Origin of the sequence: Micromonospora sp. WMMD737, from assembly GCF_049179055.1 — a bacterium.
GTDB classification, from domain to species: domain Bacteria; phylum Actinomycetota; class Actinomycetes; order Mycobacteriales; family Micromonosporaceae; genus Micromonospora; species Micromonospora reichwaldensis.
Genome location: NZ_JBMHMH010000001.1, coordinates 2,154,977 through 2,168,258, shown reverse-complemented (window position 1 = coordinate 2,168,258; position 13,282 = coordinate 2,154,977). Strand labels below are relative to the sequence as shown.

The 13,282-nt window shown below is 71.0% G+C and carries 9 protein-coding genes; 7 read left to right on the top strand and 2 right to left on the bottom strand.

What is annotated here, in order from left to right; all coding sequences use genetic code 11:
• Positions 1 to 513: 513 nt before the first annotated feature.
• Together ACN27A_RS08425 and ACN27A_RS08420 are read right to left on the bottom strand one after the other, a co-directional pair.
• Entirely contained in the window at positions 514 to 813 is a 300-nt protein-coding gene (locus ACN27A_RS08425; RefSeq protein WP_421451101.1) for a hypothetical protein, read from the bottom strand.
• A gap of 226 nt (positions 814 to 1,039) precedes the next feature.
• Positions 1,040 to 2,122 carry a glycoside hydrolase family 19 protein gene (locus ACN27A_RS08420; RefSeq protein WP_421451100.1) on the bottom strand — a complete coding sequence of 361 codons (1,083 nt, stop codon included), beginning with the start codon at positions 2,120 to 2,122 and terminating at the stop codon, positions 1,040 to 1,042.
• 386 nt (positions 2,123 to 2,508) lie between these two features.
• Here ACN27A_RS08420 and ACN27A_RS08415 point away from each other — a divergent pair, with 386 nt between their 5' ends.
• The 7 genes from ACN27A_RS08415 to ACN27A_RS08385 all read left to right on the top strand — a co-directional run bounded on the left by ACN27A_RS08415 (position 2,509) and on the right by ACN27A_RS08385 (position 13,159).
• Positions 2,509 to 6,657, top strand: coding sequence for a S8 family serine peptidase (locus tag ACN27A_RS08415; RefSeq protein ID WP_421451098.1), 4,149 nt, complete (start codon positions 2,509 to 2,511; stop codon positions 6,655 to 6,657).
• A gap of 115 nt (positions 6,658 to 6,772) precedes the next feature.
• On the top strand, positions 6,773 to 7,849 hold the full coding sequence (locus ACN27A_RS08410) for a DUF2293 domain-containing protein (RefSeq protein WP_421451095.1): 1,077 nt from the start codon (positions 6,773 to 6,775) through the stop codon (positions 7,847 to 7,849).
• Positions 7,850 to 8,289: 440 nt separating this feature from the next.
• Positions 8,290 to 9,618: an ABC transporter substrate-binding protein gene (locus ACN27A_RS08405; protein WP_421451092.1), complete on the top strand. Its 1,329-nt coding sequence runs from the start codon at positions 8,290 to 8,292 to the stop codon at positions 9,616 to 9,618.
• A 60-nt stretch (positions 9,619 to 9,678) separates the two neighbouring features.
• A complete protein-coding gene (locus tag ACN27A_RS08400; RefSeq protein WP_421451089.1) occupies positions 9,679 to 10,554 on the top strand; it encodes a branched-chain amino acid ABC transporter permease in 876 nt (291 codons plus the stop codon).
• Complete coding sequence (locus ACN27A_RS08395) at positions 10,551 to 11,570, top strand: branched-chain amino acid ABC transporter permease (RefSeq protein WP_421451087.1); 1,020 nt, start codon at positions 10,551 to 10,553, stop codon at positions 11,568 to 11,570. The genes ACN27A_RS08400 and ACN27A_RS08395 overlap by 4 nt, the downstream gene beginning before the upstream one ends.
• Entirely contained in the window at positions 11,563 to 12,441 is an 879-nt protein-coding gene (locus ACN27A_RS08390) for an ABC transporter ATP-binding protein (RefSeq protein ID WP_327028940.1), read from the top strand. Before ACN27A_RS08395 ends, ACN27A_RS08390 begins: the two co-directional genes overlap by 8 nt.
• Complete coding sequence (locus tag ACN27A_RS08385; RefSeq protein WP_421451084.1) at positions 12,428 to 13,159, top strand: ABC transporter ATP-binding protein; 732 nt, start codon at positions 12,428 to 12,430, stop codon at positions 13,157 to 13,159. Before ACN27A_RS08390 ends, ACN27A_RS08385 begins: the two co-directional genes overlap by 14 nt.
• Positions 13,160 to 13,282: the final 123 nt, after the last annotated feature.

Here is a 13,282-nt window from a genome sequence, read left to right as displayed (position 1 = left end):
TGGTGGCAGCGCATAGACAGGGAACTAGTGATACTGTTGCGGAGCGGAATCGCGCGGCCACACTTCTGGCGGTGTGCCTTCCGGCCCTTTCCGCCTGAAGGCGGAAAGATGCTTGAATGGCTCCGGCCCTCGTGTGGAAGGATGCCCGGGGAAAGGTCGACTGACCCGACGGCTTTCGCCGCGGGCAGTCGAGCGTTCATGTGATCGCAGCAAAAAACCTCAAAGAAATAGTCAACTCACCATGAGGTGAGCGCCGCATCCGACCGCGTTTCCTGGCAGTCGGATGCCGCTTTACCATGTAAAGCCCTCCTGGTGGGGGATCGTACGCACAGCCAGTGGATCAAAGCAACATCTTCGATCCTCACTTAGGGGTCGGGGAGCGGTGGGCGCGCCGCAGGTCGACGACGGCCTCACCGGGGCCGGGCTGGACGCGTTCGTCGCCGGCGGCAGCATCCTGACGCGCGCGTAGCCGACCACGTCCACGCCGGTGTGGACGACCCATGCTGACGATATTCACGTAACCGGACGTGGAAGTGGTCGACGCAGCCGGTCGGCGACCGCCAGCACGAGCTGCTCCGTGGGGAGCCGTAGGTCGAGTACCAGGCCGTTCTCGTCCGGGCTCAGCGGCTCCAACCTCGCGGTCCGGGAGTCGAGCAGGCTGACCGGCATGTAGTGACCGACGCGTGCCGTCATCCGCTCCCGGATGATGCCGGTCGGGCCGTCCAGGTGCACGAACTGCACGCTCGGCGGCCCCTGCCGCAGGATGTCCCGGTAGGAGCGCCGGAGCGCCGAGCAGGCCAGCAGCGTCGACACCCCGGCGCGATGGCCTCGCTGACGAGTCTGGCCAGTGTCGTCTTGCCGGCGTCGGAGGGGTCGACCGTCCTGGCCCGGTGCCGGGCCAGGACGGTGGCCCTGACAGCGTCTTTCTGTGGCAGCGTCTCGGTTCATTCCTTGGCTGGGTGAACCGGTGCCGTGCGTCGGGTGTGGAGGTGCTCACTGCGAGACCGCGGTCGCCGCCAGGCCGCGCCCCCGCCGGATGTCAGCAGTACAGGTTGGCGCCCGGATCCACGCCCAGGATCTGCGCGAACCGCTGATACGTGCTCACCCGGTTCTGCACCGTGGCCGGGTTGCGGCCGTCGCACTCCAGAGCGCCGTTGATGCTGCGGATGGTGCCGCCGAAGCCCTGTGAGCCGAGGATCGCCGAGTGCGCGGTCTGGCTGTTCGGGCCGTTCTGGGTCATCCAGTACCAGACGCCGGTCTGCCACGCCACCGACGCCTCGTTCTTGACCCGGTCAGGGTTGTTCAGCAGATCGATCCCCAGCGCGTCACCGGCGGCCTTGTAGTTGAAGTTCCAGCTGAGCTGGATCGGGCCCCGACCGTGGTAGGCCGACTGGCCCGCCGGGCAGCCGTAGGGCCGGGAGCGGTCGCAGTACAGCGGCCAGTTGTTCTGGTTCTGTTCCTCGACGTAGCGCAGTTGGCCCGACTCGTGGTCGATGTTGGCCAGGAACGCCGCCGCCTCACGCTTGCGCGCGGTGGTGTCGCCGGTGCCGGTGAAAGCGGGATACTTGCGGGCCGCGTCGATCAGGCCGGCGTACGAGTAGAACGGGATTCGCAGCGGGAACATCTGGTTGTACTGTGCCTCGCTGACCGGGAACCCGCCGGTGCCGCCGGGGGGCGGAGTGGTGCCGCCCCCGCCGGAGCAGGTGTGCGGCTCCCAGTACCAGGTGCTGACGACCGGGTCGTACCCGGGATTCTCGTGCTTCGCCCGGTAGAGGTTGCCGTTGGTGTAGCGCACGATCGAGCCGGCCGGGTAGAAGGTGCCCGCAGCCCAGTTCGGGTAGTTGCAGGTGTCGCCGCCTCCGCCCCCACCGCAGGGACCGTTGTCCTGCCACACCCCGGAGCCACCGGTGCTGGGCGTCTCGTACTGCGTCCACCACTTCGCGGTCCAGTTCCGGCCCTGGTGCGAGGCGCGCATGGAAGCGGTGTAGACCGCACTGTTGTTGTACGGCGCCGCGCAGGCCTCGGCCGCGGCCGAGGGTGTCGTTGGCAGCAGCGCTGCGGCAGCACCCGCGACGGCCATGCTGACCGTCGCGATGATCGCCATCAGGCGTCTTCTGAGCATGGGTGGGGTCACCTCTCGGCAGGGTCGTGGAACGACGCAGGTAGAAGCATCGGGCCCCTTGGATATACCGCAGCCGGGACCCTACTGTAAACAAAGCTTCGTAATTACTTCCGCGTCGCCTGGTGGACCGCGGGACGGGCCGGCCAGGACATCGTCCTCCACGCGATGGCTCCCGACGCGACGTGCCCGGCCTGCTGATGCCGATCGACAGCCCTGACTGCATCGTTGACCTGCCCTACGGCCTGCCGTAGCGTTGCCGATCAATGTCGGCCATGGGACCACCGACATCATCCCTAGGAGCAACGTTGGCCATCCCTGGATTTTCCGTGCCCGGACGCAGGTTGGCGGCCACTGTCGCTGCCCTGGTGGCGGCAACAGTCAGCGTGGTGGCGGTAGCTGACCCCACCAGCGCCGCCCCACCGTCCACGTCGAAGACCGGCTCGTGGATCGTGCGGCTCGACGAACCGTCGCTGGCCGCGCACCAGGCGAAGTCCGGCAAGGCGAACGCCAGGTCGGCTGAGGCCCGCACCTACACCGACCGGCTCGCCGCCCGGCAGTCGGAGGTCGCCAAGCTCATCGGCAAGCGGCTGGGCCGCCAGGTGAAGGTGAGCAGCTCCTTCCGCAACGTACTCAACGCCATCGTCATCAAGGCGGACGCGGCGGAAGCCGCGAAACTGGCGAAGGTGGCGGGCGTGGCCGCGGTCGAGCCCGAGGAGGTGTACGAGCTCACCAGCGACGCCAGTCACGAAATCATCGGCTCGCCCTCGGTCTGGGCGGGCGAGACCGGCCCGAAGCTGGCCACCAGGGGTGAGGGTACGGTCGTCGGCATCCTCGACAGTGGTATCAACGCGGGCCACCCGGCCTTCGCCGCCACCGACGGGGAGGGCTACACGCACACCAACCCGTACGGCCGGTACCTGGGTGTCTGCGACCCGGCGCACCCGAACCACGACCCGATCTGCAACGACAAGCTCGTCGGCGCCTACAGCTTCGTGTCGGGCAACTCGGCCCGGGACACCAATGGCCACGGCAGCCACACCGCCTCCACCGCCGCCGGCAACCGGCACCAGGTGACCCTGAAGTACGGCCCGGACCAGCCGGTGCGGACCGTGCAGGGTGTCGCGCCGCGCGCCAACGTGGTGGCGTACCGGGTGTGCGTCGAGAGCTGCCCGGTCTCGTCCATCCTGGCCGGCATCAACCAGGCCGTCGCCGACGGTGTCGACGTGCTCAACTACTCCATCTCCGGGGCGGACCGGCCGTGGACCGACTCGGTGAGCCGGGCGTTCCTGGAGGCGTTCGGGGCCGGCATCTTCGTGTCGGCCTCGGCCGGCAACAGTGGCCCCGGTGCCGGTACGGTGGCGCACACCTCGCCCTGGACCGCCTCGGTCGCGGCGACCACCACCGACCGTACCTGGGCCAAGTCCCTGTCGGTGGTCGGCCCGACGCCGGTGCCGCCGGCGCTGGCGAACCTGAAGGGCTGGCCCGGCTTCGGTCCGGGCAACTCCAGCCCGATCGACGCCGAGCTGCGCTACTCCGGCGAGGTGGGTACGGCCACGGGCTGCTCCGCGTTCCCGGCGGGCTCGCTCGCCGGGGCGATCGCGCTGATCCCGCTGGGCACCTGCACGTCGGCCGTCAAGATCACCAATGCGGCCAACGCCGGTGCCGTCGCGGCCGTCCTGTTCGAGCGGCAGCCCGGCCCGCCGCTGTTCCTCTCCGGCGTGGAGAAGACGACGATCCCCGCGGTCAGCGTCACCCAGACCGACGGCGAGGCGCTGCAGAGCTTCGCCACCGCCACCGCCGCGCCGGTGACCGCCCGCCTGGGCGCCACCACGGAGTTGGCCCGCGACGCCGGCAGCGCCGACCTGGTGGCCTGGTTCAGCTCCCGGGGCCCGAGCGACTACGACCTGCTGGCCCCGACCCTCGCCGCCCCCGGGGTGAACATCCTCGCGGCCTACCGTGAGGTCGACGGGGACCCGAACCAGTACAACATCATCCGCGGCACGTCGATGGCCTCGCCGCACGTGGCGGGCGCCGGAGCGCTGCTGGCCGCGCTGCACCCGGACTGGTCCCCGGCGCAGATCCGCGCCGCGCTGGCCGGCACCGCCGACCCCGAGGGCGTACGCGAGGGATCCGGCACCCCGGCGGACCCGCTGGACGCCGGGGCGGGTCGCCTCGACCTCGCCGCCGCCGGCCGGGTCGGCCTGGTGATGGACGAGTCGTACGCCGACATGCTGGCGGCCGACCCGGCCACCGGCGGTGTGCCGCGCGAGCTGAACGTGCCGTACCTGGTGAACCGGCAGTGCAGCCTTGCCTGCTCGTGGACCCGTACGGTGACCAACGTCGCGGACACCACCGCCACCTACTCCGCGTCGGTGACGGCACCGGCGGGGCTGACGGCGACGGTGACCCCGGCGACGTTCACCCTCGCTCCCGGTGCGAGCCAGCAGTTGACCGTAGACCTGAACGTCTCGGGCAGTTCCGGCGGCAGCTGGACCTTCGCCGACCTGCGGGTGACCACCGACGGCCACCACGCCAACGGCGCGGCCATCGCCGGGGTGCACTACCCGGTGGCGGTGATCCCGGTGGCTCCGGGTATCTCGGTCGACCCGACGACGCTCGAGGTGACGCAGAAGCCGGGCCTGTCCACGACCCGCGGCGTCACGATCCGCAGCACCGGCAACGGCCCTCTGACGTGGCAGCTGGCCGGCGGCGACGGATGCGTCCTCCCCGACCAGGTCGACTGGCTGTCGACGGACACCACGTCCGGCACGCTCAACCCCAACAGCTCGACCCAACTCCGGTTCACCGTGGACTCGACCGGCAAGGTGCCAGGAAAGCTGCAAGCCACGCTCTGTGTGGCGAGCAACGACCCGGCCAAGCCGAGCGTCCCGGTCACGGTGACCCTCGTCGTCTCCGACCTGCCCACCATGGAGGTCACGCCGGAGCTGGCCGTGAGCCAGCCGGCGGGCACGGTCACCGGCACGAAACTGACCATCGGGAACACCGGCACCGCGCCGCTGGAGTGGACCATCGGCGAGGCCCCGGTCGTCGCGAACCGGGCCGCGCTGGCGACCACCGATCCGAAGCGACGCGAGCTGCTGCGCAACGGCGTCCTGCTGGTACCCAACACGGCGCTGCCCGGTGTGGCGGCCTTCGACCCGCAGGACGGCGACCTCCTCGAACCGGCGTTCATCACCTACCCGCCGGAGACCGAGGTGGACCTGGGGACCACCACGCACATCATCCTCAACCAGGCACAGGATGGCTTCCTGGTCTCGTCCCAGAGCACCGGCGCCGTCTACTCGTTCGACCTCGACGGGAAGTACCGGGGGGTGCACGCGCCGGTCGGTGGACCGAATCCGGGCATCATGGGCAACGTCCGGGGCATGACGCTCTCGCCCCGGGGCACCCTGCTGGTGGCCTCCGGCAACGGCAACAAGGTGGTGGAGTTCGACGCCAAGGGCAACTACCTGCGTGACTTCATCCCGTCCGGATCCGGTGGGATCTCCGGTCCGTGGTACCTCACCTTCCGGGAGAACGACCTGCTGGTCTCCGCCAGCGGCGGCAACATCTACCGGTACGACCACTCCGGTAAGCCGCTGTCGGTCTGGGAGAACACGATCAACTTCCCGCAGCAGATGCACCGGCAGGAGAACGGCAACCTCCTCGTGGCGGCCTTCTCCAGCCCGCAGGGCGTCTGGGAGATCGACCCGAACGGCGCACAGGTCAACCGGTACACCGGGGCGCTCAGCAACCGTGGGGTGCACCCGCTGGGCAACGGGAACATCCTGACCACCAACGGTGGCGGGGTGCACGAGATCGATCGCGGGTCGGCGCTCGTCGAGACCCCGCTCGCCACCAACGGCGCCCGCATGATCAGTGAGATCGCGCGGTCCCAGCCGTGTGACGAGGCGGCCGACGTGCCGTGGTTGCGGGTGACCACGTCGAAGGGCAGGACCCCGGCGGGTGGCAGTAGCAAGGTCACCGTCCTGGTCGACTCCACCGGGCTGACGCCCGGGACGCACGAGGCGCATCTCTGCGTCGCCGGCAACGACCCGGACAGCCCGCTGCTCGGCGTACCGGTCAAGGTCACGGTCACCGACCAGACCTGTGCCCGTACCGTCACCGGAGCGCACCTGGGCCCGCTGACCGCGTCGGCCGGGCTGACCTGTCTCGCCCACGGGTCTTCCGTCGTCGGCAGGGTGGCCGTGGCGCCGGCGGCCAGCCTGCACGCCGACGGTGCGAACATCGTCGGGCCGATCTTCGCCGGACGCGCGGCCGGCGTGCAGCTGTCCGACACGACCGTCGTCGGCGCGGTCACCCTCGACGGCGGGACCGGCCCGCTGTCGCTGACCGGTAACCACGTGACCGGCCTGGTGTCGCTGACCGGTAACACGACCTCCTCAGCACCGCTGGTCTCCGGTAACACCGTCGTCGGGCCGCTGAAGTGCAGCGGTAACGAGCCACCACCGGCCAACGGTGGCGTGCCCAACACGGTGTCCGGAGTCGTCACCGGGCAGTGCCGTGGCCTCTGACCGATAGCTCGACGCACGCACCAACCGCCGGATGGCCGGGCACCCCGCCCGCCATCCGGCGGCTTTCTGGCCGCGTACCGGCACCGGCCCCGCCGGTTGGCTATCCTCGCGAATCGTGGCTACCACCCCGACCTGGCCCGACGGGCGGCCGGCCGGCTCGAAGCTGGAGCGGCGGGTCGTCGCAGCCGCACAGGACGCTCTGGCCCGCCATCGGCATGTCTCGCCGCTGGCCCTGCTCGGCGCGCTCGGTTGGCTCCCCGGCGATGTGGTCGACCGGTGGCGTCAGGGCCGCCTCCCGGAGCTGGAGCGGGGTGCGGCGGTGCCCCCGGCGCGGCTGCTGGAGGCGCTGGAGATCTTCGGCCGCTGGGCCCGGGCCGAGGGGCTGCACCCGGGCGAGGTCGACCATGTCGGCGCGACCCGCGACCGGCGTCCGCTGCGCTTCACCGCCGCGGGCGATCCGGAGGTTGAGCGGGTCTACCGGACGCACTGGGCGTCGGCCGCGCTCTCCGAGTCCGCCCGGGAGCGGCTGGTGCAGCGGCAGAGCGCCCCGCCGGATCTGGTGGTGCACTCGGCGCTCAGCGACTGGACGTGTGCCGACTGCGGCGACACCGGCGACCTGCTCGTCCCGGAGGGCGGGCGGACCCTCTGCCTGACCTGCGCCGACCTGGACCATCTGGTCTTCCTGCCGGCCGGGGACGCGGCGCTGACCCGACGGGCCAGGAAGTCCAGCACGCTGTCCGCCGTGGTGTTGCGGTTCAACCGGCCGCGCAGGCGGTACGACCGGTTGGGGCTGCTGGTGGAACCGGCAGGGCTGGCCAGCGCCGAGCAGCAGTGCCTGGGCGACGAGGCCGCGCGGTCGCGTCGCCGGGAGCGGGACCGGCAGCGGCGGGCTGACCAGGACGTGGCGTTGATGGCGCGGATGGCCGAGGAGATCCGCCGGCTCTTTCCGCGTTGTCCGGCGCACCGGGCCGAGGCCATCGCCGGGCACACCGGCCTGCGGGGCAGCGGGCGGGTCGGGCGTTCCGCCGCGGGCCGCGCGGTGGACGAGGACGCGATGACCCGCGCGGTGATCGCCTCGATCCGGCACGAGGACACCGAGTACGACCGGCTGCTGATGGCCGGCGTGCCGCGCAGCGAGGCGCGGGAGCGTATCCGGACCGACATCGACCGCGTCCTCGCCGCCTGGCGCTGACCCGGGATTCTCGTCACCGTCGACGGATGACCCGCCCCGGGAGGTGACACCGCTCGCCTCTGCCGGATTCGCCCGAGGCCGGCGCCGGCGAGGACGGCTGCGCCCGTCGGTGCCGGTCACCGTGGTCGGTCGACGGACGTGCCGGCGCTCGGCCCGATCCGCCGTTGGTGACGGAGTGTAATCGATCTTGTGGGCGCCGGAGTGGCCGCGGCGCGCGGGCGCCCTGGTGGGCCCGCTCGGCGACCAGGGCTGAGCTGCGAAGCCGTCGCCGCGTCCCAGCAGTCGGACGACTTCGAAGATGAAGGTCCTTCTTGATTCATTCGTAACATGCAGCTCACATTGTGGTGCTTGACACAGCTCCCGGCTGACACCATCATGAGAAACAACCAAGCGCTTGCTAGGTGCCGGGAGGAGCTGCTTCCTCATTCCGGCCGGAACCCGTGAGCGCGAGGCAGCCACCGGTCGGCCGTCCGGGCCGGCCGACCGACTTCGTACGCGAGACGCACAACTACCTATCACTGACGACCGGCAAGGCAGGGATAGAAGTGGCCGTATCAAGAAGTGGCACCACCGGTCTGGCGACGGGCCTGGTTGCCCTGTTGCTGGCCGTCACCGGCTGTGGTGGGGGCGGCGGCAACGACAAGCCCACCGACGGGACCGCCTCCGGGGCTCCCATCATCATCGGGATGGACGAGGACAGCACCGGTCCGGGCGCGTCCTACAGCACGATCGCCGGCGAGACGATCCGGCTGGCCGTGCAGGACGTCAACGACAAGGGCGGGGTCCTCGGACGTCCGCTACGTCTGGTCGTCGAGAACGACGAGAGCGATCCGACCAAGGTTCCCGCGGTGCTGCAGAAGCTCGCCGGACAGGGTGCCAAGGCGCTGCTGCTGCAGAGCGGCAGCGCGGCGATCATGCAGGCCAAGTCGACGCTGACCCAGCTCGGGTTGCCGGCGATCGCACCGACCGGCGTCACCGCCACGCTTGTCGAGCCGCCCAACAACGAGCTGATCTACATGCTCGCCAACACCACCGCCGACTGGGCCGACGTCTACTGCGGCGCGTTCAAGGCGGCGAACATCAGCAAGCTGGGCGTGTTGACCGACGACACCACCACCATCGCCGCGCTCAACAAGTCACTGCTGGGCGGGCTCGGCTGCGTCACGGTGGTGGCCACCGAGAAGGGCGCCGCCAACGCCTCCGACCTCTCCGCCCAGGTGGCCCGGCTGAAGAACGCCAACCCGGACGCCGTGCTGGTGACGAGCGTCGGCGGCGCCTTCGAGGTGCTCGCCCAGAACACCCTGGCCCGGCAGTTCACCGGCAAGCCGCGGTTCTCGCTGGCGTCGATCGGCAACCAGCCCTCCTCCTGGAAACTGGCCAACGCCGGTGCGCTGGAGGGCCTGATCTTCATGGGTTCCATCAACCAGGAGAACCCCCGCACCAAGGCGCTCACCGAGCTGCTCAAGAAGAAGCACGGCAAGGACTACGAGGTCACCGCGTACGACGCGCAGGCCTGGGACTCGGTGCAGCTGCTGAAGCTGGCCATCGAGAAGGCCGGCAGCCCGGACGACCCGGCGAAGCTGAACACCGCGATCCAGAGCCTCACCGGCTACTCGGCCAGCTTCGGACAGCCGAACTTCACCCTGTCGTTCTCGGCGACCAAGCATCTCGGCGCGGACGGCCTGTGCGGGCTCTCCCTGATCGAGTTCGGTGCCGACAACAAGCCGAAGGGCCCCTGGTCCACCTTCCAGCCGCCCTGTTCCGGTTGATCCGGTGGAGGGGGCCGGCCGTCGAGGCCGGTCTCCTCCCGCCGTTCCGAGGGAGTGACGATGACAGATCCCCAGCTCTGGCTCTCCGCGGTGGAGATGGGCTGTTTCTTCGGCATGCTGGCCCTGGCCTACTACCTTGTCCAGGTCGGTGCCGGTTTCTTCAACTTCGCCATCGGCCCGTACGCGATGATGGGCGGCCTCTGCACGAGTTGGCTGGTCATCGAGTACGACCTCGGTGTCTGGTCGGCCGCCGGCATAGCGGTGGCGGTCACCCTGCTGCTCGCGGCCGTCACCGAGCTGGGCGTCGTCCGGCCGGTGCAGCGGCGCAGCGGCGGCGGTGAGCTTCCCGCCCTGGTCGCGGTGGCCGCCGTGCTCTTCGCCATCCAGCAGTTCGCCGGGTACCTCTTCGGCCACCCGACGTTGCCGGGGCAGAACCTGGCCACCTTCGAACCGGTCACGGTCGGCGAGATCGTGGTCCAGCCCAGCTCGTTCCTGCTGATCGGCGTGACGCTGTTCGCCTTCGGCCTGGTCGCGGTCTGGATCAGATCGACCCGGACCGGCCGGCTGTTGCGGGCGGTCGGGGACAGCAAACAGGCGGCGTCCCTGCTCGGCCTGCCGGTCAACCGGATCCGGCTGATCGCCTTCCTGCTGGCCGGCTTCCTCGCCGCGCTGGCCGGGCTGCTCTTCGCCCCCAAGGCCGGCGTGCACTCGCTCTCGGGACTGCACTGGTCGCTGTCCGGCTTCCTCGCCGTCGTGATCGGCGGCACGGGTTCGGTCTGGGCGCCTCTCTTCGGCGGGATGCTGCTCGGCCTGGCCGAGGTCTTCCTGCCCTACTACTTCGGGGGCCAGTCACACGTGTACGGAATGCTCCTGATCGCCCTGCTCTTCTTCGCCTTCCGTCCCCAGGGACTCTTCGTCCGGACGGTGCGCGCATGACCGCCACGGCGGCGCCTCGCATCGAGGGCCCGCCGAGGCGCCGGGACATCCGTCAGGTGCCCGGCATCGGCGGGCTCGCCCTCGGCGTCGCCGCAGCCGTGCTGATCCTGGCCTGGGTGGGTTCCGACGGCTACCGGCAGACGCTCGTCACCGCCAGCGTCACGTACGCGCTGATCGCCCTCGGCATGTACGTGCCGTACCTGATGGCGGGCTCGCTGTCGATGGCCTACAGCGCGTACGCCGGCATCGGCGGTTACGCCGTCGGCCTGATCTCGACCCGCACCGACCTTCCACTCCTGCTGGCCTGGATCGCGGGCCCGATCGTGGCGGCGCTCATCGCGGTCCTGCTGGGTCTCGCCACCCGGCGGCTGTCCGGGTTCTTCCTCGCGGCGGTGACCCTGCTCTTCGGGATGGCGTTCACCGCGTTCCTCATCGACGGCGAGGGGATCACCGGCGGCTCCGCCGGCCTGGGCAACCTGCGTCCGCTGCACCTGTTCGGCTGGACGCCGAGCCACTACCAGGTGGTGGTCGGCTCGGTGGTCGTGGTCTGCGTCGTCGCCTTCCTGCTGGACCGGTTGCGCCTGTCACCGTGGGGCGTGATCGTGCGGACGATGCGCGACGCTCCCCGGGCGGTGGAGGCGGCCGGTGTCCGCGTACCGATGATGAACCTGGTCGCGCTGGCGCTCGGCGCGGCGATCGCCGCGGTCGGCGGCGGCCTGTTCACCTACTCGGCCGGCAGCGTCACGCCCGACACCTTCACGCTGAACATCGTCTTCCTGGCGATCTTCATGCCGCTGATCGGCGGCTCCGGCACCCCCTGGGGCGCCGTCGCGGGCGCCGTACTCGCCGTCCAGTTGACGCTGAACTTCCCGGCCGTCCAGGCCAGCGGTACGTTGCTGCTCGCGCTGGGCGTGCTGGTCATCATGCTGGTCGCGCCGAAGGGCGTCATCGGCTACGCCGACGAGCTGAGACGGCGCGCGATCACGTTGCCACGGAAGGGGCGTACCGGTGGATGAGACGGAGCTGCTGGTCGGCCGCGGCCTGACCAAGCGGTACGGCGGGGTGACCGCGCTGGCGGAGGTGTCCTTCGAGCTGCGTCCGGGCGAGATCCTCGGCCTGGTCGGGCCGAACGGAGCCGGCAAGACGACCCTGGTGGACCTGATCTCCGGCGCGCAGGCGGCCACCGCCGGCGAGCTGCTGCTGCGCGGTCGCAAGCTCACCGGTCCGGCGTCCCGGCGGGCCCGGGTCGGCCTCGGGCGGACCTTCCAGTACCCGCAGCTGGCGCTGCACCTGAGCGTGCGGGACAACCTGCTGCTCGGCCGGCACGCGCGACGGCACGGCACGCCCTGGCAGATGCTGGTCGGCGCGTTCGCCGGCGCAATGCGTCCGGAGCGCCCCGCCGACCGGGAGGCCGTCAGGCAACTGGCGGGGGAACTGGGCATCGAGGGGCTCGATCGGATGGCGGGCGACCTCACCTTGGGCGAGCAACGGCTCGTCGAGGTCGGCCGGGCCCTGGGCCAGGATCCGGTGGTCCTGCTGCTCGACGAGCCCTTCGCCGGGTCGGACGCCCAGGGCGTCGCCGGCATCGCCGAGGTCATCCGGACCGTCCAGCGGCGGGGGCACGCGGTCATCCTGGTCGACCACAACGTGGACCTGGTCGCCCGGCTGGTCGACCGGGTGCTGCTGCTCGACCGGGGCCGGGTCGCCTTCGACGGTGCTCCGGCGGAGTGCCTGGCCAGCCCGGAGATGCAGCGGGTCTACTTCGGCGCGCACGACGCCGACGACGACGGTGCGGAGGACGGAGATGGCACCGGCGCGGACGGCGACGCGGCCGTCGCCGGCAACCAGGTGCGACGACAGGGGAGGGTGGAGGATGTCCGCTCATGAGTTGCGGGTGGAGGGGCTGAGCGTCCGGTACGGGCACGCCAGCGCCCTCTCCGCCGCGACGGTGACGGTGCCGGGCGGCGCCATCACCGCGCTGGTCGGGCCGAACGGCGCGGGCAAGAGCAGCCTGCTGCTCGCCGCCTACGGCTCGGTGCCCGCCACCGGCCAGGTCCTGCTGGACGGCACCGACGTCAGCCGGCTGCGGCCGGCGGCCCGGGCCCGGGCGGGGATCGCGATCGTCCCACAGGGGCGACAGCTCTTTCCGCACCTCGACGTCGTCGACAACCTCCAGGTGATGGCGGAACTGCTGCACCTGCCGCGCAGCGTCGTGCAGGGCGCGCTGGACCGCTTCCCGATCCTGCAGACCCGCCGCCGCAGCCTGGTCGGGGTGCTCTCCGGCGGCGAGCAGCAGATGTTGGTGGTGGCGCGGGCGCTGATGGGCTCGCCCCGGGTGCTGCTGCTGGACGAGATGACGACCGGGCTGGCTCCGCTGATCGTGCAGGAGCTCGGCCGGACGGTGACCGCGCTGGCCGCCGAGGGCGTGGCGGTGTTGCTCGCCGAGCCGGCCCTGGGGGTGCTGCGCCGGATCGTCGACCGCGGCTACGTACTCGTCCGGGGCGAGGTGGTGGCCTGTGAGGAGGGCGGCGGCCGTGCGCTGGACGACGCGTACCGCGCCGCCATGGGTGTGCAGCGCCCGCGCGAGCTGCGCCCGGCGAGCTGACCCTCGCCGGGCGGGCGCCGCCCACGGGTGGCCGCGCGTGGGCGGCGGGCAGTTGGCCGGTGACGAGCCGGGCCCCGGTCGCTGGCCGGGCCCGGTCACTGCCGAGCAAGGGATAGGTGAGCT